Genomic DNA, 20,559 nt, shown 5'->3' with positions numbered 1-20,559 from the left:
GCCGGAAAGACGTTGTAGATCGATGGCGATGACCCCCACCGACCTGCGCGTCGCGCTCTTCAGCGGCAATTACAACTACACGCGCGACGGCGCGAACCAGGCGCAGAACCTGCTGGTCGGCTCGCTCCTGGACGCCGGCGTGCCCGTCCGCGTCTATTCGCCCACCGCGCCGATCCCGGCGTTCCAGGCGCGCGGCGACGTCGTCGACGTACCTTCCGTTCCCTTCCCCGGAGGGCGCGGCGAGTACCGGCTGGGGCGCGGCCTGCCCGCGCGGCCGCGCCGCGACCTGGAGGCGTTCGCACCGACGCTGGTGCACGTCTCCTCGCCCGAATTCACCGGCCATGCCGCCGTCACCTGGGCGCGCACGCACGGCGTCCCCGTGGTGGCGGCGGTGCACACGCGGTTCGAGACGTACTTCCAATATTACGGCCTGAAGCTGATCCAGCCCGGCATCCGCGCCATCCTGCGCCGCTTCTACGATCGGGCCGACCGGGTGATCGTGCCGACACCCTCCGTGGCCGAGACGATCCGTGAGCTGGGTGTCGCCACGCCGATCTCGCTGTGGCCGCGCGGCGTCAATCACCAGCGCTTCCGGCCGGAGGCGCGCAGCCTCCAATGGCGCCGGTCGCTCGGCATCGCCGACGACGAGGTCGCGGTCGGCTTCCTCGGCCGGCTGGTGCTGGAAAAGGGGCTGGGCATCTTCGCCGAGGTGATCGCGGCGCTTCGGGCGCGCGGCGTGAAGCACCGCGTGCTCGTCGTCGGCAAGGGGCCGGCGGAGGAGTGGTTCGCCAAACAGACGCCCGAGGCCGCGTTCGCCGGGTTCCAGACCGGCGACGACCTGGGCCGCGCCGTGGCCAGCATGGACGTTCTGTTCAACCCGAGCGTGACGGAGACGTGGGGACAGGTGACCTCGGAGGCGATGGCGGCGGGCGTCCCCGTCGTGGCCGCGCGCGCGACGGGCGCGGTCGACCTGCTGGAGGAGGGCGTATCCGGCTTCCTCGTCTCGCCGCGCGACGTCGCCGCCTATGCCGACGCGATCGCCCGGCTGGTCGCCGACCCCGCGCTCCGCGCGCGCATGGGCGCGGCGGCGAACGCGCGGGCGGCGACCTTTCGGTGGGACACCGCCAATGCGGCGGTGCTCCGGGCCTATCGCGAGGTGCTGGCGTCGCGCCAGTCGTAGGTCAGCGGCGCTTCGCGAAAGGCGAAGCGGTCGATGTGCGTCGCCACCACCTCCTGCATCCGCGCCATGTCCTCGCTCGCCGGCACGGTGAGCGCGAGGTCCAGCGTGGCGCTGTCCGCCCGCATCTCCAGCCGCGATCCGTTGGGAAAGGCGATCGTCCCCTCCTCCTCGGAGAAGGCGACGTCCATCTTGTGCGACCAATGCTTGGCGAGCTGCTGCAGGTAGCGGCTGGCCGAGGCGGTGGGCACGCGGGCGACGGTGACGGCGATCATCGCAGCCGCTCGATCTTCTGCGCCACTTCGTCGATCAGCGCGGCGATATCGTGGAGCGTGTCGTCGCTGAACTCGCCCTTCTCCAGCCGGTGGCCCAGCGCGACGCGCAGATTGCCCATGGCGCGGCGGATCGGCGCCTTGTCCGCGCGCTCGCGCCGTGCGCCGACCGCCTGGAGGCGCGCGATCAGCTCCTCGACCTGCTCCCTGTTCTCCTCTAGGTGCATGGCGCCCTCGGGCGTCACCTCGAACCGCTTGCGCGTGTCGTCGCTCGCCTGCTCGCGGGTCAGCCCCATCTCGCCCAGCATCGTCAGCGTGGGATAGACCGTGCCGGGGCTGGGCGCGTAGGCGCCGCCGGTCAGCTCCTCCACCGCCTTGATGAGCTCGTAGCCGTGGCGCGGCTCGTCGGCGATCAGGCGCAGCAGCACCAGCCGCAATTCACCGCCGTCGAACATCCGCCGGCCGCGCCCGCCGCCGTAACCGCCGCCGCGCGGGCCGCGCGGGGCGTCGAAGCTCCACTCCACGTTGAACGGTCCGAACGACCGGCTGCCGCGTGTCCCGCAGCGGGGGTGATGATGTCCGAACATGATGATCCTGTGTGACGTGATGCTATCAAGATATATCGCGATACAGCTTCGTCAAGCCGGGCCACCGACAAAAGGATGACGGCGCGCCCGCGCGCGCCTATCTCCTCGCGCATGGCCGACCTGTTCGCGGGCATGGACCCCGCGCCCGCCCCCGCCCCGCTGCCCGAGCAGGCGCCGCTCGCCGACCGGTTGCGTCCGCAGCGATTGAAGGAGGTGGTGGGTCAGGAGCATCTGACCGGCGCGGACGGGGCGATCGGGCGGATGGTGGCGGCCGGGCGGCTCTCGTCGATGATTTTGTGGGGGCCGCCGGGGACGGGCAAGACCACGATCGCGCGGCTGCTGGCCGATGCGGTGGGGCTGCGCTTCGCCGCCATTTCCGCGGTGTTCTCCGGCGTGGCGGACCTCAAGAAGGCGTTCGCCGAGGCCCGCGACCACGCCCGCCTGGGCAAGCGCACGCTGCTGTTCGTCGACGAGATCCACCGCTTCAATCGCGCGCAGCAGGACGGCTTCCTGCCCTATGTCGAGGACGGCACCGTGACGCTGGTCGGCGCGACGACGGAGAACCCCAGCTTCGAGCTGAACGCCGCGCTGCTCAGCCGCGCGCAGGTGCTGATCCTTCACCGGCTCGATCGTGCCGCGCTGGAGCAGCTGATCGCGCGGGCAGAGGCGATGGAGGAGCGCCCCCTGCCCCTCTCTCTCGAGGCGCGCGACGCGCTGGTCGCGAGCGCGGACGGCGACGGGAGATTCCTGCTCAACCAGGTCGAGACCTTGTTCTCCGTCGACCTCACCGATCCGCTGCAACCTGCGGAACTATCGTCCTTTCTGCAACGCCGCGTCGCCGTCTACGACAAGGACCGGGAGGGGCATTACAATCTCATCAGCGCGCTGCACAAGTCGATCCGCGGTTCCGATCCGCAGGCCGCGCTCTACTATCTCGCGCGGATGCTGACCGCGGGGGAGGAGCCGCTCTACCTGCTGCGGCGGCTGACCCGCGCGGCGGTGGAAGACGTCGGGCTCGCCGATCCGCAGGCGCTGGCGCAATGCCTGGCGGCGAAGGAGGCGTACGACTTCCTCGGCTCGCCGGAGGGCGAACTCGCGATCGCGCAGGCGTGCCTCTATCTCGCCACCGCGCCGAAATCGAACGCCGCCTATACGGCGCAGAAGAAGGCGTGGCGCACGGCGCGGGAAACGGGATCGCTGATGCCGCCCGCCAACATCCTGAACGCGCCGACGAAGCTGATGAGGCAGATCGGTTACGGCGCGGGATACGAGTACGATCACGACGCCGAGGGCGGCTTCTCCGGCGCGAACTACTGGCCCGACGACCTGCCGCCGCAGACTTTCTACGAGCCCACCGGGCGCGGCACGGAGAAGCGGATCGCCGAGCGGATGGCGTGGTGGGAGGAGCGGCGGCGTGAGCGCGACGCCTGACCGCCTGCACGGCTGGGCCGAGGTGGTGGCGCTCGCCGCCGCGCTGCCCGGCGTCGAGGAAGGCACCAGCTACGGCAAGCCCGCGGTGAAGATGAATGGCCGCATGATCGCCGCCGCCACCGCGCCCGACGCGGGCAGCTTCGTCCTCCACGTGGCGGTGGCGGACAAGGAGGTGCTGATGGCCACCGATCCCGTCACCTTCCATGAGACCGACCACTATCGCGGCTGGCCCGCCGTCCTCGTGCGCTACGGCACGCCCGCGCGCGAGCGGATCGCGCTGCTGCTCGCGCGGGCGTGGTGGGACCGGGCAAAGGTGGCGCAGCGCAGGGACTATGGCGATCGCCCCTGACCGCTTCCGGCATTTTTCCGCAATTGACTGGTCCGGTGCCGTGGGCGAGCGCCAGCCCGGCATCGCCGTGGCGATATGCGGGAGGGAAGGCGCGCCCGCGCTGGTGAGGCCCGGACACGTCTGGTCGCGCGCGGACGTGGGCGGGTGGCTATGCGATGCCTTGCCGCCGGACACGCTGGTCGGGCTGGACCTCGGCGCCGCGCTGCCGTTCGTCGATCGCGGCGCCTATTTCCCCGGGTGGACGGAGAGCCCGGCGGACGCCCGGGCGCTGTGGCGGCTGGTGGAGCGGTGGAGCGCGGCCGATCCGCACCTCGCCGCCACCGGCTTCGTCGCGCACGAGCAGGCGGCGCGGCACTTCCGGCGGCACGGCGGCCGGGTGGGCGATCTGTTCGAACCCGGTCGCGGACGCCTGCGCGTGACGGAGCGGGCGCAGGCGGCGGCGGGGCTGAATCCCTATTCCAACCTGAACCTCGTCGGCGCGGCGCAGGTCGGCAAGTCGAGCCTGACCGGGATGCGCGTGCTCCATCGCCTGTCGGGCACGATCGCGATCTGGCCGTTCGATCGCGTCCCCGCGACAGGATCGGTGATCGTCGAGATCTACACCACCATCGCCGCGCTGGCGGCTGGACGGCGCAAGGGGCGCGCGAAGATGCGGACCGTGGCCGAACTGGACGCCGCGCTGGCCGCCATCGGCAGCCCGCCCGCCGGGATCGCCGATCCCGTCACCGATCATCAGTGCGATGCGCTGCTGACGGCGGCGTGGCTGCGCACCGTCGCGCACGACGCTGCGCTGTGGCGGCCAGCCGGCATGACGCCCCACGTCGCCGCCACCGAAGGCTGGACCTTCGGCATCGGCTGACGCATGGGGGCGGGACGCCGGTTTAGCTCAGCTGGTAGAGCAGCGGTTTTGTAAACCGAAGGTCGCGGGTTCGATCCCTGCAACCGGCACCACGCCCCCCTCTCCTCACTGCGGCGGAAGCTGCCAGCGCACGCGGTCGCGATAGGTCGCCGCGATCGGATTGCCGGCCTCGTCCCGGGCGGGGGTGAATCGGCCGCGCGCGCGGTACAGCCGGCAGGTGGTCTGGTCGAGCGTGGCCGAACCGCTCGGCTGCGTGACGGCGCAATCCGCTACCCGCCCGTCGGGCGCGATCGCCAGCGTGACCGCGACCGTCCCCTCGTCCCCGGCACGCAGCGCGGCGGCGGGGTAGTCGTCGGTGCTGAACCACGCGATGCGATTGCCGCGCACGCTGGGACCAGCGGCGAGGCTCGGCCGCGACGGCGTCGGCTCCGCGGTGGGTTCGACCGCAAGGGTCACGGCATCCACGCCGGGCAGCGTCACGAGGCCGGGATCGACGGCCACGGTCCAACTGGACGCCGGCGCCTCGATCCGCGGCGCCGGCATCGTCGCGCTCCGCGGCGCCGGGATCGACTTCGACGCGGGCGGCGCCGGTTCCGGCGGGGGCGGCGGAGGGACGTCGATCGGCACGTTCGTCGTCAGCAGCGTGGGCACGAACTTCGTCGCGATCTCCACCGCCATTCCGCTGACGAACAGATAGCCGATCGCGCCATGCACCGCGGCCACGCCGGCGATGATGGAGACACGGCGGGAACCGCGAACCTGGTCTGCATATGCCATGGCATGTCCCTTCGCTGGCGGAAGGTGCCGTGACCGGGCGTCATGCTCGTCTGACGACAAGCTTCCGTTACGGAAAGCTGCGCTTCTTCGCGGCAACGGTCAAGCGGCCCGCCACTGGTGCAACCCGGCCGATCCGCTATCGTTACGCCACGAGCATGAAGATCCGTCACGCATGAAGGTCAAGGTCGCGAGCTACAACATGCGCAAGGCGATCGGCACCGATCGCCGCCGCAATCCCGAGCGGGTGTTGCAGGTGCTGCGCGAGGTGGATGCCGACATCGTCGCGCTGCAGGAGGCGGATCGCCGCTTCGGGCAGCGCGCGGCGGTGCTGGCGCCGCACCTGCTGGACGAGCACGGCGACTGGAAGGCGGTGCATTTCGGCGTGCGCGCCGCCAGCATGGGATGGCACGGCAATGCGGTGCTGGTGCGCCGCTCGGCGGAGGTCCTCGGCTGCGAGGCGGTGCACCTGCCCGCGCTGGAACCGCGCGGCGCGGTGATGGTGGACGTGGGGATCGGCGGGCAGGTGGTGCGCGTGGTCGGCATGCACCTCGACCTCTCCGGCCTGTGGCGGCGCAAGCAGGCGCACGCGATCCTGGCGCATGTCGCCGCCAGCACGCACCGCTATCCCACGGTGATGATGGGCGACCTCAACGAATGGTCGCGTGCCGCGGGGTGCCTGCGCGACTTCGGCGCCGACTATCGCTTCGCGGAGACGGGCCCCTCGTTCCACGCCCGCCGCCCGATCGCGCGGCTGGACCGGATCATGGTGTCGCACGAATTCGCGATCGACCGGTGCGGCGTCCACGTCTCCCCCGCCTCGCGCGTCGCGTCGGACCATCTGCCGATATGGGCGGAACTCACCGCATGAGTGATGGGGGCGGCCGCGCGCGGGAGAAGGAGCTGCGGCTGGCGCTGGTCTGCTACGGCGGGATCAGCCTCGCGGTCTACATGCACGGCATCACCAAGGAGGTGTGGCACGTCGCCCGCGCCAGCCGCGCGGTGCAGGCGGGCGAGCCGCTGACGGACGGCACCGGCCCGGGGGGCACCGCGGCGGTCTATGCCGCGCTGCTGGACGGGATCGCGGACGAGGCCGGACTGCGCCTGCGCGTCATGCCGGACATCGTGGCGGGCGCGAGCGCGGGAGGCATCAACGGCATTTTCCTGGCGCAGGCGATCGCGGCCGGGCACAGCCTGGACCCGCTGACCGACCTGTGGCTGGACCATGCCGACGTCGAGCAGCTGATCGACCGTGACGCCGCCCCCTCCTCCCGCTTCTCCAAGGTATGGGCGCTGCCGCTCGCCTGGATGGCGGCGGGGCGCAGCGCGGACAAGCTGGACGAGCTGGAGGAGACGACGCGCGAGGAGGTGCGCGCCAAGCTGTCGCACTTCGTCCGGTCGCGCTGGTTCGAGCCGCCGTTCAGCGGCGGCGGCTTCACCGCGCGGCTGCTGGAGGCGCTGGACGCGATGGCCGCCGCGCCGCGCGGGCCGCGACTGCTGCCCCCCGGCCAGCCGCTCGACCTGTTCGTCACCGTCACCGACTTCAGCGGCCATCCCGAGCGGCTGCGGCTCCACTCCCCGCCCGAGGTGCTGGAGACCGAGCACCGCCTGGTCGTCACCTTCAGCGATCATGGCGACCCGTGCGAGACGCTGGCCGACGCCGCCGAGCTCGCCTTTGCGGCGCGCGCGACCTCCAGCTTTCCCGGTGCCTTCCCGCCCTTCACCGTGGGCGAGCTGGACGCCGCGTTGCAGGCGAGAGAGCAGGACTGGAACGGCCGCGACGCGTTCCTTCGCCGCGTCCTGCCGCGCCACCATGCCGCCGGCGCGGCGGAGAAGGCGGTCCTGATCGACGGGTCGGTGCTGGCAAACCGCCCCTTCCGCCCCGCCATCGACGCCCTGCGCGAGCGGCCGGCGCGGCGACAGGTCGACCGCCGCTTCGTCTATGTCGACCCCTCCCCCGGGTTCAAGCTGGGCCTGACCGGCGGCAGTACCGACGATGGCGGCGGCAGCCCCGCCGGCGTCCCCGGTTTTTTCCAGACGATCCTCGGCGCGCTGAGCGAGCTGCCCCGGCACCAGCCGATCCGCGACAACCTGGAAGCGATCGCCGAACGGACCCGCCGGATCGAGCGGATGCGTGCGATCATGGATGCGATCCGCCCGCAGGTGGAGGGCGAGATCGAGGCGCTGTTCGGCCGCACGCTGTTCTTGGACCGCCCCACCCCCGCGCGCCTCGTGGCATGGCGGCGCCGCGCGCAGCAGGCGGCGGCGGACCGCTCCGGCTACGCCTATGCCGGCTACGGCAATCTGAAGGCGTCGGGGGTGGTCGATTTCGTCACCGGGCTGCTCCACGCTGCCGGCGGCGAGACGGGGGGCGATCGGTGGAGCCGCACCCGCGCGCTGGTCGAAACCGCGCTGGCGGCGCGCGGCGTGGTGGCGGAGGCGATCCATGCCGGCGGTGCCAGCGACGCGATGATCGACTTTCTGCGCACCTACGACCTCAATTTTCGCGTCCGCCGCCTGCGGATGCTGGCGCGCCGGGTCGGCGAAGTGGAGGGCGGCGAGGACGACGAGGCGCTGGGACCGCTGCGCGAGGCGATCTTCGCCTCGCTGACCGACTATGTCGCGCGCAAGGAGGCGGGCCATCACGCCGCGTTGCAAGAGTCGGTGCGGAACCTGCGCGACGATGCCGGCGCGGCGCTCGACCGGCTGGCGGCGGGGCTGGACCTCACCGCGCTGGACGCCGCCACGGACGAGCGGATCGCCGCCGCGCTCGCGGGTCTGCCGCGCGAGGTGCGGCGACCGATGCTGCTCAACTATCTGGGCTTCCCCTATTTCGACGTGGTCGCCCTGCCGCTGCTGCAAGGCGAGGGCGTCGATGAGTACGACCCGATCAAGGTCGACCGCATCTCGCCCGACGACGCCCGCGGCATCCGCGAGGGGGGCGCGGAGGCGACGTTGAAGGGGATCCAGTTCAACGCCTTCGGCGCCTTCTTCAGCCGCGCCTACCGCGAGAACGACTATCTGTGGGGGCGGCTGCACGGGGCGGAGCGGATGATCGACATCCTCGTCTCCACCCTTCCCGCCGACGCGCGGCTGAAGCCGGGCCGTGTAGCCGCGGTGAAGCGGCAGGCGTTCCTCGCCGTCCTCGACGAGGAGGCACCGCGCCTTTCCACCGCGGGCGAGCTGATCGGGTCGCTGCGGCGCGAGATCGGGTGAACGACGTACGGGCTGGCAATCCGCCGCATCCTCCCGTAGCTTTCGCGCAATGCAGTTCCTGAAGATCCTGTTCTGGTGCCTGCTGGCGTTCGTCGCCGCAGTCTTCACGTTCGGCAACTGGACCACCGTATCGCTCCAGCTGTTCGGCGGGTTGGTGGCGGAGGTGAACCTGCCGCTGCTGCTGCTCGTCACCTTCCTGCTCGGTTTCGTGCCGACGCTCGCCTACCAGCATTGGGTGCGCTGGCGGCTCCGGCAGCGGCTGACCGCGGCGGAGCGGGCGCTGGAGACCGAGCGCGCGCTATATGCTCCGCGCGTCGACCCGGCGACGGAGCCGGAGGTCGTCCCGCCGCCCGCCTCCCCTCCGACGCCTGTTCCCGCTCCGGCGACGGTTCCCACCGCCGTACCGCCGGGAGTGGCGTGATGTCGAACCGCATCTTCGTCGCGCTCGACACGCCGGACCTCGACCGCGCGCGCCACGTCGCCGCACGCGTGCGGCACCACGTCGGCGGTGTGAAGCTGGGGCTGGAATTCTTCTGCGCCAACGGGCCCGCCGGCGTACGCGCGATCGAGGAACTGGAGCTTCCGGTCTTCCTCGACCTGAAGCTCCACGACATCCCGAACACGGTGGCCAAGGCGGTACAGTCGCTCGCTCCGCTCGCCCCCGCGGTGCTGACGGTCCACGCCGCCGGCGGCCGCGCCATGCTGGAGGATGCGAAGGCGGCGGCGCACCCGTCGACGAAGGTCGTCGCGGTCACGATGCTGACCAGCCTGGACGAGAGCGATCTCGTCGCCACCGGTGTCGCCGGCAGCGCGCACGACCACGTCCTGCGCCTCGCCGAACTGGCGCGGGTCGCGGGGCTGGACGGGATCGTCTGCTCGGGCGCGGAGGTGAAGGCCGCGCACGCCGCCTGGCCCAAGGGCTTCTTCGTCGTCCCCGGCGTTCGTCCGGCGAACGGGGATGCGGGCGACCAGAAGCGCGTGGTAACGCCGCGACAGGCGCTGGACGACGGCGCCTCCATTCTGGTCGTCGGGCGTCCGATCACCCAGGCGGAGGATCCGGACGGCGCCGCCCGCGCCATCGCCGGCACGTTGTAGGGTACGCATTTTTCGCCGGCGTTCGACCTAGGAGTCGCTCCCGCCGCCCGCTATCGTAGCGTGACGGGAGGGTGGACGACATGTCGATCGGGATTGCCATATTGCTGCTGGCTCTGGTGCTGTTCTACCTGATGAGCAGCATCAAGATCGTGCGCCAGGGCTATCAGTACACGATCGAGCATTTCGGCCGGTACACCACCACCGCATCGCCCGGGTTCAACTTCTACCCCGCCTTCTTCTATCGCGTCGGCCGCAAGGTGAACATGATGGAGCAGGTGATCGACATCCCCGGGCAGGAGATCATCACCAAGGACAATGCCATCGTCTCCACCGACGGCGTCGTCTTCTTCCAGGTGCTGGACGCGCCCAAGGCGGCGTACGAGGTGAGCGACCTCTACGTCGCGCTGCTGCAGCTGACGACCACCAACCTGCGCACGGTTATGGGCGCGATGGACCTGGACGAGACGCTGTCGAAGCGCGACGAGATCAACGCGCGCCTCTTGTCCGTCGTCGATCACGCTACCGTTCCGTGGGGCGTCAAGATCACCCGCGTCGAGATCAAGGACATCCGCCCGCCCGCGGATATCGTGTCCGCCATGGGCCGGCAGATGAAGGCGGAGCGCGAGAAGCGCGCCAACATCCTTGAGGCGGAGGGCACCCGCGCGTCGGAGATCCTGCGCGCGGAGGGGCAGAAGCAGGCCCGCATCCTCGAAGCGGAGGGTCGCCGCGAATCCGCCTATCGCGACGCGGAGGCGCGCGAGCGCGCGGCGGAGGCGGAGGCCAAGGCGACCGCGGTCGTCAGCGACGCGATCGCGGGCGGGGGCACGCAGGCGATCAACTATTTCGTCGCGCAGAAATACGTCGAGGCGGTCGGCAAGTTCGCCACCAGCCCCAACGCGAAGACCATCCTGTTCCCGGTCGAGGCGACCAACCTGATCGGCACGCTGGGAGGGATCGGCGAGCTGGCGAAGGAGGCGTTCAAGCCGGCCGCGGAGCCTGCCGCGCAGCCTGCCGCGCCCACGAAGCGCGGACCGTTCGAGCTGCCCCCGCAATGACCGACTGGATCGGCGGACCGGGCGCGTGGTGGCTGGCCGCCGCACTGGCGCTCGCCATCGCCGAGTTGCTGGTACCCGGCGTCTTCCTCGTCTTCCTCGCGGTCGCCGCGGCGATCACCGGGGCGACGGTGCTGGCGCTGGGCGAAATACCTGCGGCGGTGCAGCTGGCCTCGTTCGCGGCGTGGAGCGTGGTGGCGGTGCTGGTCGGCCGCCGATGGTATCGCGACTTCCCGGTGGCGAGCGGTGACGCGCTGCTCAACGATCGCGGGGCACGGATCGTCGGCCAGGTGGTGACGGTCGAACAGGAGCTGGCGGACGGCCGCGGCCGCGTGGTGCTGGGCGACGGCACCTGGCCGGCACGCGGGCCGGACGCCGTGGCGGGCACGCGGATGCGCGTGGCGGCGGTCGACGGCGGCGTGCTGGTGGTCGAGCCGCTCTAGCGCCCGGTCACCACGCGGCGCAGCACCCCCGCCGCGCGGCGCGGCCCGCCGGACTCCCCCTTGCCCGCCAGCGCGAGCGCCGCGTCGCGGGCGAGCGCGCCGATCGGCCGCGCCGCGCCACGCCATCGCATGATCTCCGCTTCGGCAAGCGAACGGCGCGCTTCCGCCGCGATCGCGTCGGCACCGGCCTCGACGTGGCTGGCGAGGTCGGCCAGCGCCCAGCCGCGCCCAGCGGCGCCGATCGCCGGGTCGTCGGCCGCCTGCAACACCGTCGCGAGCGCGGCGAAGAGGCGCGCACCCCGTCCTTCCGCGAACCGCTCGAGCGCCGCCGCATCGAGCCGCTCCTCCTCGATCAGCACGTCCCACCCCTCGATCATCCGCGCGAGCACCGCGCCCGGCACCCGCGGCACCACGTGCGCCGCCAGCGCGCGCAGGACCGGCTGCGCCGGCGCGGCGGCGGCATCCAGCGCGTGCAGCGCATCGTGCCACCAGGTGAGCCGCATCTGTCCCACCATCGGCGTCCGCGTGCTGCGCACGACGTCCGCCAGCGCCGCGTCGAGCGCGAACAGCGCCGCGGGCGCCGCGCCGAAGGCGGTCGCGCTCCAGGCGAAGACCGTGGCGGGCGGGGTGAGCGGGCGTGGCGTCATGGCATCCTGCGATGGGGACGCTGTCCGTGGGGCGCAAGCGCGCTAACGCCTCATTTACCACGTCCGTTGAACCGGCGTTGGTCATGCCCGTGCGATGCGGGGCGATGGAAGAGAGTGATCCATGCGCCTGACACGCCACCGCAACCGCCGAACCGACCGTCGCGAAGGCTTCTTCGCACGCCTCCTGCGCGATCGCAGGGCCAATACGCTCGCCATCATGGCGGTCGCGCTGGTCCCGCTCGCCGGGATGCTGGGCGGCGGCCTCGACCTCACCCGCATGTACCTGGTGAAGACGCGCATGCAGCACGCCTGCGACGCCGGGGCGCTCGCCGGGCGCAAGTCGATGGGCGGAGGGCAGTGGTCGCAGTCCAGCTATCGCCCGCGCACCACCGCCGAGCGGTTCTTCACCGCCAATTTCGAGAACGACGCTTATGGCAGCCGCGACACGCAGCGCACGTTCACGGAACAGGCGGGCAAGGTCACGGGCAAGGCGTCGGCCAAGGTGCCGATGACGCTGACCCGCATCATGGGCTTCACCGAGGAGACGATCGCCGTCACCTGCGAGGCGGAGATGCGGCTGCCGAACACCGACGTCATGTTCGTGCTCGACGTGACCGGGTCGATGAGCGATCGCGCCGTGTCCAGCGACACGCAGACGAAGATCCAGGCGCTCCGCTCGGCCGTGAAGTGCTTCTACGAGATCGTGCAGAAGCTGGACACGGATGAGAATTGTGTCGGCGGACCACCATCGGGCGGCCTCAGCGACCAGGTGCAGGTCCGCTTCGGCTTCGTGCCGTATAGCAGCAATGTGAACGTGGGCCGCTTGCTGCCACAGAACTTCTTGGCGGATAATTGGACCTATCAGTCGCGCGAGGTCGAAGATGACTCGACGTTCGGCGTGTTCAACGGCTTTTCGGACACCAGCGTCACCAACACGGGCGCCTACGGCGGATTCACGACCGATCGGACGATGCTGACGAACAGAGACGCCGATTGCAACGTCGGCGCTTTCGGTGTCGCGACCGACAACTATACGCCGACGCTAGCCGCCCGTGGATGGCCCATTGAAAACTCTTATGATGGGACGAACTGGCGCGCACTAACGCCGGTAACGCACCGGCTATACTCGACGACCTACACGTCATCGACGCGGGTCTGCACGCTGCGGTATCGCGAGCGGTCGGCTACGCGAAACGCTTGGCACCGCCGCGCCAATCGCACCGACGAGAATGCCGTTGCCTTCCCGATCTGGGTTTACCGCCCCGTGCGGCACAATATTGCCGCCCTCAAGAACTCGCCCAACATGGCGCAGGTGTCGTTGCCCATTGGAGTGTCCGGGTCTTGGGTCAACGTTCCTTGGAACGGTTGCATCGAGGAGCGCCAGACCGTCCGCGCGATGAACTACGATCCCATTCCCGCGGGTGCTCTCGATCTTGACGTCGAGAGCTCGCCGACGGGCGACGAGACGACGCAGTGGGCACCCCTGCTCCCCAGCGCCATTTTTGCGCGCAGAAACGCGGATGGTCAACTTACGCGCGACGAGGTGCGCACCTTCAATCACTTGTGGGGCTCAAACCAGAGCGGCCGCGTGACCGTAACTTGTCCCGCAGCCGCGCGAAAGCTCGAGGTGATGGACGATCCAGGCCTCTTTGACAACTACGTCGATTCTCTCGTGCCTACCGGCAATACGTACCATGATATCGGTCTGATATGGGGTGCTCGCCTGATGTGGCCTACGGGCATCTTCCGCTCGGAGAACGAATTCACACCACGCGGCGGAGAGATCCAGCGGCACCTGATCTTCATGACGGATGGCGAGGCATTTGCCGACGACAACAATTATCAGGCTTACGGGTTCAGCCCGCTCGACCGGCGCCAGACGGATCCGAGCGTCGCACCCTCCGACAGTGCGCTGACGCAGCAGGTCAATCTGCGCACCCAGGCGCTCTGCAAGCGCATTCGCAACGAGAATATCACGCTGTGGGTCATCTGGTTCGGGCAGAACAATCGCTCCATCGAAGGGCTGATGACGAGTTGCGCCACGCAGGGCCGCTTCTTCGCCGCGCGCAATTCGGCGGATCTGCAGAACACGTTCCGGCAGATCGCCGACCAGATCTCGCAGTTGAGGATCACGCAGTGAGGCGGCTGCCGATCCACGCCGTTGCCAGCCACCGGCGCGGCGTCGCCGCGGTGGAGTTCGCGCTGGTGGCGCCGGTGCTGTGCCTCGCGCTGGTCGGCGCGTTCGACCTGGGACAGGGCCTCTATCTGCAGGCGTCGCTGCAAGGCGTGATGCAGAAGGCGGGACGCGATTCCGCGCTGGAGACGGCGTCGGAGCAGCAGCAGGCGCGGCTCGACAAGCACGTGCGCTCGGCGATCATCATGCTGACCGGGCCGGGCGCGAAGATTGATCTCACCCGCCGCTCCTACCGCACCTTCGGCGATGCCGCGCGCGCGCGGCCGGAGGAGTGGACCGACACCAACGGCAATGGCCGCTGCGACGCCAACGAACCGTTCGTCGATGCCAATGCCAACGGATCGTGGGATTCGGACGGCAGCCGGAAGGATCAAGGCGGGGCGAAGGACAAGACGCTGTACACCGCGGTCGTCACCTATCGCCGGCTCTTCCCGATCGCCAACTTCATCAACGTGTCGCCCAACGTCACGATGATGGCGCGCACCGTGCTGCAGAACCAGCCCTATTCGGATCAGGCCGGGCCCAGCACCACCGTGGGGAATTGCGCATGATCGCCCTCACGCGACGCAGCGCGCGCAGGCTGGCGCGGGACCGCGGCGGCATCGCCATGATCGAGTTCGCGCTCGTCTTTCCGCTGTTCCTGCTGTTCATGCTGGGCGCGGTGGAGCTGACCAACTTCATCACGGTCAAGCTGCGTGTCAGTCAGCTGGCGTTGCAGATCGCCGACAATGCGGCGCGCATCGGCGCGGGATCGCCGCTGGCGGCCAAGCAGATCAGCGAGGCGGACATCAACGACCTGTTCACCGGCGCACAGCTCGCCTCGACGCAGCTCGACCTGCTGAAGAACGGGCGCGTGATCCTCTCCGATCTGGAGCCGCAGGCCAATCCGAACACGGCCGGCCGCTACAAGATCGTATGGCAGCGCTGCTTCGGCACCCGCACCGCCTATGCGTCGAGCTATGGCCGCCAGGGCGACCAGAACCTGACCGGCATCGGTCCCACGGGGCGCCAGGCGACGGCCCAGGACGACAATGCGACGATGTTCGTCGAAGTGCGCTACCGCTACGCGCCGATCATCTCGACCAGCTGGACCCCGGTGTTCGACCTGCGCGAAATCGCGTCGATGGCGGTGCGCGACCGCCGCGACCTGACCCGCGTCTACAACAACGAGCGCGTCGCGGCCGCCACCTGCTGACCGCGACGCGCAAACCCGCTCAAGCGCGGTAGCACACCTTCTTCACCGCGCTCACCACCTTGTCGGCGGACACGAGCGCCAGCTTCTCGAGATTGGCCGCGTAGGGCAGCGGCACGTCCTCGTTGCAGACGCGCAGGACCGGGGCGTCGAGGTCGTCGAAGCCCTCTTCCATCACCAGCGCGGCGATTTCCGACGCGATCGAGCAGGTCGGCCAGCCTTCCTCGACGATGACGAGGCGGTTGGTCTTCGCCAGCGAAGTCAGCACCGCCGCCTTGTCGAGCGGGCGCAGCGTGCGCAGGTCGATCACCTCCGCGTCGATCCCCTCGCCCGCCAGCGTCTCCGCCGCCTCCAGCGCCAGGCCGACGCCGATCGAGTAGCTGACGATGGTCACGTCCTTGCCCTCGCGCATCGTCCGCGCCTTGCCGATCGGCAGGACCCAGTCGTCCAGCTTTGGCACCTCGAACGAGCGGCCGTAGAGCAGCTCGTTCTCGAGGAAGACGACCGGATCCTCGCTGCGGATCGCTGCCTTCATCAGTCCCTTGGCATCGGCCGCGTCATAGGGCGCGATGACGATCAGGCCCGGGACGCTGGCGTACCAGGGCGCATAGTTCTGCGAATGCTGCGCGCCGACGCGGCTGGCCGCGCCATTGGGACCGCGGAAGACCATCGGGCAGCGCATCTGCCCGCCCGACATGTAGTTCGTCTTCGCCGCGGAGTTCACGATGTGGTCGATCGCCTGCATCGCGAAGTTGAAGGTCATGAACTCGACGATCGGGCGCAGCCCGCCCATCGCCGCGCCCGTGCCGACGCCGGCGAAGCCGTATTCGGTGATCGGCGTGTCGATGACGCGCTTGTCGCCGAACTCGTCGAGCAGGCCCTGCGTCACCTTGTACGCGCCCTGATATTGCGCGACTTCCTCGCCCATCACGAAGACACGGTCGTCGGCGCGCATCTCCTCCGCCATGGCGTCGCGCAGCGCCTCGCGGACGGTCTGCTTCACCATCTCGGTGCCTTCCGGAACCTCTGGATCGCGAACCTGGGCGTCGTTCTTCGCCGCGTCGAACATCTGCCGCGCGCCGGTCTCGACCTTTTCCTGCGCCGGGTGCGCGGAATCCTCGACGCCGTCGTCCTTCTTCGCATCGGCCTTGGCGTCCGGCTTGGCCGTGTCGTCCTTGGTCTGCGCGGGGGCGTCGACGCTGCCCGCGTCCTCGCCTTCCGCCGTCAGCTGCATGATGACCTCGCCGACCTTCACGCCGTCGGTGCCCTCGGCCACCAGGATCTTGGCGACGGTGCCTTCGTCCACCGCCTCGAACTCCATCGTCGCCTTGTCGGTCTCGATCTCGGCCATGATGTCGCCGGACTTCACCTGGTCGCCTTCCTTGACCAGCCACTTGGCGAGCGTGCCCTCTTCCATCGTGGGCGACAGCGCCGGCATCTTGATGTCGATCGCCATCTCAATAGGTCTCCACCAGCACGTCGGTATACAGCTCCTTGGGGTCGGGTTCGGGCGTACTCTCGCTGAAGTCCGCCGCCTCGGCGACGATCTTGCGGATGTCCTGCTCGGTCTTCTTCAGATCGGCCTCGGCCACGCCCTGCTCCTCCAGCAGCTTCTTGACGTGCTCGATCGGGTCGGACTTGTCGCGCACCGCCTGCACCTCCTCGCGGCTGCGGTACTTGGCGGGGTCGGACATGGAATGGCCGCGGTAGCGATAGGTCTTCATTTCCAGGATGATCGGCCCCTTGCCCGCGCGCACCCACTCGAGCGCCGTCTCCGCCGCGCCGCGCGCCGCCAGCACGTCCATGCCGTCGACCTGGATGCCGGGGATGCGGAAGCTCTCGCCGCGGCGATACAGCTGGTCCTCGGAACTGGCGCGGTTCACCGAGGTGCCCATCGCGTACTGATTGTTCTCGATCACGAAGATGACGGGCAGCTTCCACAGCTCCGCCATGTTGAAGCTCTCGTAGACCTGGCCCTGGTTCGCCGCGCCGTCGCCGAAATAAGCGAGCGCCACGCCGCCGTCGCCGCGATACTTGTGCGCGAAGCCGAGCCCGGTGCCCAGTGACACTTGCGCGCCGACGATGCCGTGGCCGCCGTAGAACTTATGCTCGACGCTGAACATGTGCATCGAGCCGCCCTTGCCCTTGGAGATGCCGGCCTGACGCCCGGTCAGCTCCGCCATCACGTCCTTGGGCGGGATGCCGCACAGCAGCATGTGGCCGTGGTCGCGATAACCGGTGATGACCGAATCCTTGTCGGTCAGCGCCGATTGCAGGCCGACCGCGACCGCCTCCTGCCCGATGTACAGATGGCAGAAGCCGCCGATCAGCCCCAGGCCGTACAGCTGCCCCGCTTTCTCCTCGAAGCGGCGGATTAGCAGCATGTCGTGATAGAACTGAAGCAGCTCTTCCTTCGAGGCCTCGTAGGGCCGCGGCTCGTCCGGCCGTTCGCGGTTGGAGGCGGGGGGCGGCGCGCTGGGCGCCTTGCTGCTGCTTGCGGGGGCTTTGGCCACGGGTAGGGATGCCTCGTCGTTTCCGGGGAGGGAACTGGAGGCAGCCTATAGGCCGGGCGCGCGGCGACGCGCAACCGGGTGCGGCGGTGCGGCGCGGGGCCGGGATGCCGCTACGGAATGTCAGAAGGCGAAGCGGTCGGCACCGTTCATCGCAGGGCGAGACGCCAGCATCTGCGCGAAGCGCGCGCGCTCGGTCGCGAGATGCTGCAACGGCACCCAAAAGCGCACGCCGTCGATCGGCGCGTCGAACCGCCCGTCGCGGTCGGCCGCCGCGGCGACGCCGCCCAGCAGGTGCGCGAGCCGGCGGAACTGGTCGACGCGCATCGTCACCGTGCGGTCCTCCCCCGCCGTCTCGACGCTGGCGATCATGCGTTGCGCCTCCTGGCGCGCGGCGCTGACGACTTCCGCCTCGTGATCGTTCGCGCTCGACATTCCGGTCCCCTCGTCGTTGCCACGCCTGCGCGTTCGTTACGCTGGCGAGGGTTAATCGCGCGTTATCGATGATCGCGTCGTCCGGTTGCGGCATCGTCGTCGCTCGTCCAAAGCCGGCGTCATGGCCGCCGCTCTTCACCCCCTGCGCATCGCCAACTTCCGCGCCTATTGGGCCTCGCGCCTGTCGGGCACCGTCGCGGTCAGCGCGCAGGCGATCATCATCGGCTGGCAGGTCTACGACCTCGCGCGGCAGAGCATGGACGTGAAGCAGGCGGCGGTGATGCTGGGGCTGATCGGTCTCGCGCAGTTCGTGCCGCTGTTCCTGCTGACCCCGGTGGTCGGACTGGTGGCGGACAGCGTCGACCGGCGCTGGATCGTGCGCTGCACCACCGCGGTGCTCGTCGTGAACGCGGCCGCACTGGGCCTGCTCACCTGGGCGGGCGCCCTGTCGCTCCCCTTCCTGTTCGGCGCGGCGGTGGTGATCGGCGTGGTCCGCGCCTTCTCCGGCCCGGCCTATTCCGCGCTGGCGCCCAATCTGGTCCCCAAGGAGAGTCTGCCCACGGCCATCGCCGTGTCCTCCATCGCCTGGCAGGTCGGCACGATCGCAGGGCCCAGCGTGGGCGGCATCCTGTACGCCATCCACCCCGACATCGCCTATGCGACCATTGCCGCCATGCTGTCGCTGGCGCTGGCGCTGATGTTCCTGATCGGCCCGGTGCCGCAGCCGCCGGCGCAGAAGGACCGTCATCCGATCCAGCGGATCATGGACGGCTTCTCCTACGTGCGCCGCAACCGCCTGGTGCTGGCCGCGATCACGCTGGACCTGTTCGCGGTGCTGCTGGCGGGGGCGACCGCGCTGCTGCCGATCTACGCGCGCGATATCCTTCACGTGGGTGCCAGCGGGTTGGGTTTTCTCGCCGCCGCCTTCGGCAGCGGCGCGGCGCTGACGGCGGTATGGTTCTCCTTCCGCCCGCTGCGCACCGATGTGGGCGTGAAGATGCTGGCCGCGGTGGTGATCTTCGGCCTCGCCATCCTGACGTTCGGCGTAAGCAAGAATTTCTGGTTGAGCCTCGTCGCGCTGGCAGTGGCAGGAGGGGCGGACATGGTCTCCGTCTACGTCCGCTCCTCGCTGATCCAGCTGCACACGCCCGACGCGATGCGTGGGCGGGTGAGCGCGGTGTCGCAACTGACCATTTCCGCCTCCAACGAACTGGGCGAGGCGGAGAGCGGCTTCCTCGCGGGCCTGCTCGGCCCGGTGGGCGCGGTCGTCTTCGGGGGAATCGGCGCGATCGCCGTCACGCTGCTGTGGTCGCGCCTGTTTCCGGAACTGAAGCGCGCGCGGACCTTTGACCCGCCCGAGATCCTCGAAACCCTACCGCAACAGCATGGAGCAGCGCAGCCATGAAGGCCGACAACATCCTGCAGACGATCGGCAATACGCCCCACGTCCGCGTGAAGAAGCTGTTTCCCGGCAGCGAGGTGTGGATCAAGTCCGAGCGGTCGAACCCCGGCGGGTCGATCAAGGACCGCATCGCGCTGGCGATGATCGAGGCGGCGGAGGCGTCGGGCGATCTCGAACCCGGCGGCACGATCGTGGAGCCGACCAGCGGCAACACCGGCATCGGCCTCGCCATGGTCGCGGCGGTGAAGGGCTACAAGCTGATCCTCGTCATGCCGGAGAGCATGAGCCTGGAGCGGCGGCGGCTGATGCTCGCCTATGGCGCCTCGTTCGACCTCACCCCGCGCGAGAGGGGGATGAAGGGCGCGATCGAGCGCGCGCTGGAGCTGGTGGAACAGACGCCGGGCGCCTGGATGCCGCAGCAGTTCGAGAACGGCGCCAACATCGACGTCCACGTCCGCACCACCGCGCAGGAGATCCTGGCCGACTTCCGGGACACGCCGATCGACGTCATCATCACCGGCGTGGGCACCGGCGGGCACATCACCGGCGTGGCGGAGACGCTGAAGAAGGAATGGCCCGACCTGAAGGTCTTCGCGGTCGAGCCGCAGGCGTCCCCGGTGATCGCGGGTGGGCAGCCCGGCCCGCACCCGATCCAGGGCATCGGCGCGGGCTTCATCCCGGCGAACCTGCATACCCAGGCGCTGGACGGCGTGATCGAGGTGGACGCCGCGGTGGCGAAGGACATGGCGCGCCGCGCCGCGCGAGAGGAGGGAATGCTGGTCGGCATCTCGTCCGGCGCGACGCTGGCGGCGATCCTGCAGAAGCTGCCGGACCTGCCCGACGACGCGCGCGTGCTCGGCTTCAACTACGATACCGGGGAGCGCTATCTCTCCGTACCGGATTTCCTGCCGGAGAGTTGAGCTG

The 20,559-nt window shown here is 69.7% G+C and carries 22 protein-coding genes and 1 tRNA gene; 16 read left to right on the top strand and 7 right to left on the bottom strand.

Features of this window, described 5'->3' with window-relative positions:
* Positions 1-28: 28 nt before the first annotated feature.
* Positions 29-1,180 carry a glycosyltransferase family 4 protein gene (locus HBH26_RS10705; RefSeq protein ID WP_168134576.1) on the top strand — a complete coding sequence of 384 codons (1,152 nt, stop codon included), beginning with the start codon at positions 29-31 and terminating at the stop codon, positions 1,178-1,180.
* On the opposite strand, the gene HBH26_RS10700 is transcribed toward HBH26_RS10705, so the two are convergent.
* Together HBH26_RS10700 and HBH26_RS10695 are read right to left on the bottom strand one after the other, a co-directional pair.
* Positions 1,147-1,452 (bottom strand): DUF2218 domain-containing protein, encoded by a 306-nt coding sequence (locus HBH26_RS10700; RefSeq protein ID WP_168134575.1) that lies wholly within the window; start codon positions 1,450-1,452, stop codon positions 1,147-1,149. The two genes, HBH26_RS10705 and HBH26_RS10700, sit on opposite strands and share 34 nt — an antisense overlap.
* A complete protein-coding gene (locus HBH26_RS10695; RefSeq protein ID WP_168134574.1) occupies positions 1,449-2,036 on the bottom strand; it encodes a PadR family transcriptional regulator in 588 nt (195 codons plus the stop codon). Before HBH26_RS10695 ends, HBH26_RS10700 begins: the two co-directional genes overlap by 4 nt.
* Before the next feature lie 111 nt (positions 2,037-2,147).
* On the opposite strand from HBH26_RS10695, the gene HBH26_RS10690 reads away from it, so the two are divergent.
* The 4 genes from HBH26_RS10690 to HBH26_RS10675 all read left to right on the top strand — a co-directional run bounded on the left by HBH26_RS10690 (position 2,148) and on the right by HBH26_RS10675 (position 4,767).
* The gene (locus HBH26_RS10690; protein WP_168134573.1) at positions 2,148-3,467 is read left to right on the top strand and encodes a replication-associated recombination protein A; all 1,320 of its coding nucleotides are present in this window, start codon (positions 2,148-2,150) and stop codon (positions 3,465-3,467) included.
* Entirely contained in the window at positions 3,451-3,816 is a 366-nt protein-coding gene (locus tag HBH26_RS10685; RefSeq protein WP_338057325.1) for an MmcQ/YjbR family DNA-binding protein, read from the top strand. The genes HBH26_RS10690 and HBH26_RS10685 overlap by 17 nt, the downstream gene beginning before the upstream one ends.
* Positions 3,800-4,675, top strand: coding sequence for a hypothetical protein (locus tag HBH26_RS10680; RefSeq protein ID WP_209308465.1), 876 nt, complete (start codon positions 3,800-3,802; stop codon positions 4,673-4,675). The genes HBH26_RS10685 and HBH26_RS10680 overlap by 17 nt, the downstream gene beginning before the upstream one ends.
* Positions 4,676-4,691: 16 nt before the next feature.
* Positions 4,692-4,767 (top strand) — tRNA-Thr (locus HBH26_RS10675).
* A gap of 13 nt (positions 4,768-4,780) precedes the next feature.
* Here the strand turns inward: HBH26_RS10675 and HBH26_RS10670 are convergent.
* A complete protein-coding gene (locus HBH26_RS10670; RefSeq protein ID WP_168134572.1) occupies positions 4,781-5,452 on the bottom strand; it encodes an energy transducer TonB in 672 nt (223 codons plus the stop codon).
* A 172-nt stretch (positions 5,453-5,624) separates the two neighbouring features.
* Here HBH26_RS10670 and HBH26_RS10665 point away from each other — a divergent pair, with 172 nt between their 5' ends.
* From HBH26_RS10665 to HBH26_RS10640, 6 genes are all read left to right on the top strand, one after another.
* On the top strand, positions 5,625-6,320 hold the full coding sequence (locus HBH26_RS10665; protein WP_168134571.1) for an endonuclease/exonuclease/phosphatase family protein: 696 nt from the start codon (positions 5,625-5,627) through the stop codon (positions 6,318-6,320).
* Positions 6,317-8,665, top strand: a complete 2,349-nt coding sequence (locus tag HBH26_RS10660) for a patatin-like protein (protein WP_168134570.1) — start codon at positions 6,317-6,319, stop codon at positions 8,663-8,665. The genes HBH26_RS10665 and HBH26_RS10660 overlap by 4 nt, the downstream gene beginning before the upstream one ends.
* A 49-nt stretch (positions 8,666-8,714) precedes the next feature.
* Positions 8,715-9,086: a lipopolysaccharide assembly protein LapA domain-containing protein gene (locus tag HBH26_RS10655; RefSeq protein WP_168134569.1), complete on the top strand. Its 372-nt coding sequence runs from the start codon at positions 8,715-8,717 to the stop codon at positions 9,084-9,086.
* On the top strand, positions 9,086-9,760 hold the full coding sequence (gene pyrF, locus HBH26_RS10650) for an orotidine-5'-phosphate decarboxylase (RefSeq protein ID WP_168134568.1): 675 nt from the start codon (positions 9,086-9,088) through the stop codon (positions 9,758-9,760). The genes HBH26_RS10655 and pyrF overlap by 1 nt, the downstream gene beginning before the upstream one ends.
* 80 nt (positions 9,761-9,840) lie before the next feature.
* Entirely contained in the window at positions 9,841-10,815 is a 975-nt protein-coding gene (locus HBH26_RS10645) for an SPFH domain-containing protein (RefSeq protein ID WP_168134567.1), read from the top strand.
* Positions 10,812-11,255, top strand: a complete 444-nt coding sequence (locus tag HBH26_RS10640; RefSeq protein WP_168134566.1) for an NfeD family protein — start codon at positions 10,812-10,814, stop codon at positions 11,253-11,255. The genes HBH26_RS10645 and HBH26_RS10640 overlap by 4 nt, the downstream gene beginning before the upstream one ends.
* Here HBH26_RS10640 and HBH26_RS10635 read toward each other — a convergent pair.
* Positions 11,252-11,902, bottom strand: a complete 651-nt coding sequence (locus tag HBH26_RS10635; RefSeq protein ID WP_168134565.1) for a squalene/phytoene synthase family protein — start codon at positions 11,900-11,902, stop codon at positions 11,252-11,254. The genes HBH26_RS10640 and HBH26_RS10635 overlap by 4 nt on opposite strands.
* Positions 11,903-12,023: 121 nt before the next feature.
* Here HBH26_RS10635 and HBH26_RS10630 point away from each other — a divergent pair, with 121 nt between their 5' ends.
* From HBH26_RS10630 to HBH26_RS10620, 3 genes are read left to right on the top strand one after another with little or no spacing between them, the layout of a single operon-like run.
* Positions 12,024-14,042, top strand: a complete 2,019-nt coding sequence (locus HBH26_RS10630) for a pilus assembly protein (RefSeq protein WP_168134564.1) — start codon at positions 12,024-12,026, stop codon at positions 14,040-14,042.
* On the top strand, positions 14,039-14,647 hold the full coding sequence (locus HBH26_RS10625) for a TadE/TadG family type IV pilus assembly protein (protein ID WP_168134563.1): 609 nt from the start codon (positions 14,039-14,041) through the stop codon (positions 14,645-14,647). The genes HBH26_RS10630 and HBH26_RS10625 overlap by 4 nt, the downstream gene beginning before the upstream one ends.
* Positions 14,644-15,291, top strand: coding sequence for a TadE/TadG family type IV pilus assembly protein (locus HBH26_RS10620; RefSeq protein WP_168134562.1), 648 nt, complete (start codon positions 14,644-14,646; stop codon positions 15,289-15,291). The genes HBH26_RS10625 and HBH26_RS10620 overlap by 4 nt, the downstream gene beginning before the upstream one ends.
* 19 nt (positions 15,292-15,310) lie before the next feature.
* On the opposite strand, the gene HBH26_RS10615 is transcribed toward HBH26_RS10620, so the two are convergent.
* The 3 genes from HBH26_RS10615 to HBH26_RS10605 form a co-directional block, all read right to left on the bottom strand.
* Positions 15,311-16,744 (bottom strand): pyruvate dehydrogenase complex E1 component subunit beta, encoded by a 1,434-nt coding sequence (locus tag HBH26_RS10615; RefSeq protein ID WP_168134561.1) that lies wholly within the window; start codon positions 16,742-16,744, stop codon positions 15,311-15,313.
* Position 16,745: 1 nt separating this feature from the next.
* Positions 16,746-17,801: a pyruvate dehydrogenase (acetyl-transferring) E1 component subunit alpha gene (gene pdhA / locus HBH26_RS10610; protein ID WP_168134560.1), complete on the bottom strand. Its 1,056-nt coding sequence runs from the start codon at positions 17,799-17,801 to the stop codon at positions 16,746-16,748.
* Between the two features lie 120 nt (positions 17,802-17,921).
* Positions 17,922-18,233 (bottom strand): hypothetical protein, encoded by a 312-nt coding sequence (locus HBH26_RS10605; RefSeq protein ID WP_168134559.1) that lies wholly within the window; start codon positions 18,231-18,233, stop codon positions 17,922-17,924.
* A 121-nt stretch (positions 18,234-18,354) separates the two neighbouring features.
* On the opposite strand from HBH26_RS10605, the gene HBH26_RS10600 reads away from it, so the two are divergent.
* The gene (locus HBH26_RS10600; RefSeq protein ID WP_168134558.1) at positions 18,355-19,638 is read left to right on the top strand and encodes an MFS transporter; all 1,284 of its coding nucleotides are present in this window, start codon (positions 18,355-18,357) and stop codon (positions 19,636-19,638) included.
* Positions 19,635-20,555, top strand: a complete 921-nt coding sequence (gene cysK, locus HBH26_RS10595) for a cysteine synthase A (RefSeq protein WP_168134557.1) — start codon at positions 19,635-19,637, stop codon at positions 20,553-20,555. Before HBH26_RS10600 ends, cysK begins: the two co-directional genes overlap by 4 nt.
* The last annotated feature ends 4 nt before the right edge of the window (positions 20,556-20,559 follow it).

Origin of the sequence: Sphingomonas corticis, assembly GCF_012035195.1 — a bacterium.
GTDB classification, from domain to species: domain Bacteria; phylum Pseudomonadota; class Alphaproteobacteria; order Sphingomonadales; family Sphingomonadaceae; genus Sphingomonas; species Sphingomonas corticis.
This window is presented reverse-complemented; position numbering and strand designations above follow the sequence as displayed.